Raw genomic sequence first — 375 nt, forward strand, 5'->3', positions numbered from 1 at the left:
TACATCATAATATCCTGGGCAAGAGCGAGTTGCTAAGGGTGCGCAATTAGTCGTGTTTTGTGTCATAATAATTAAAATAGTAAACCAAAAGATTCAATACCAATGGAAAATTTAGCGCATATCGCCCTTGAAAAATTTAAAATGTATCAAAGATATTTTGACCGAAAACAACTCCCATATCGACTCAATCAGGCAGACTTTATCGCTGGGTTTCAGGCCGGGGTAATCAAGGCAGCAGCTACCGACAAAGCTGCTTTACAAAAAATGCTGGATGAGTTTATCCTGAACGCTCAGGAATTGGACACCCTTGCTTTGAAAGAAGCAGACAGCAGTCACCCCTCTCTGGACAAAATAAGTTTTACCAAAGGTTTTGTC

1 protein-coding gene is annotated in these 375 nt (G+C 40.3%); it reads left to right on the forward strand.

Going from position 1 to position 375, the window contains the following annotated elements:
* Positions 1 to 102 precede the first annotated feature (102 nt).
* A partial coding sequence (locus Q0954_RS34620) for a hypothetical protein (RefSeq protein ID WP_299466834.1) occupies positions 103 to 375 on the forward strand: 273 nt, incomplete at its 3' end.

It is taken from the genome of uncultured Microscilla sp. (assembly GCF_947493425.1).
Taxonomy (GTDB): Bacteria; Bacteroidota; Bacteroidia; order Cytophagales; family Microscillaceae; genus Microscilla.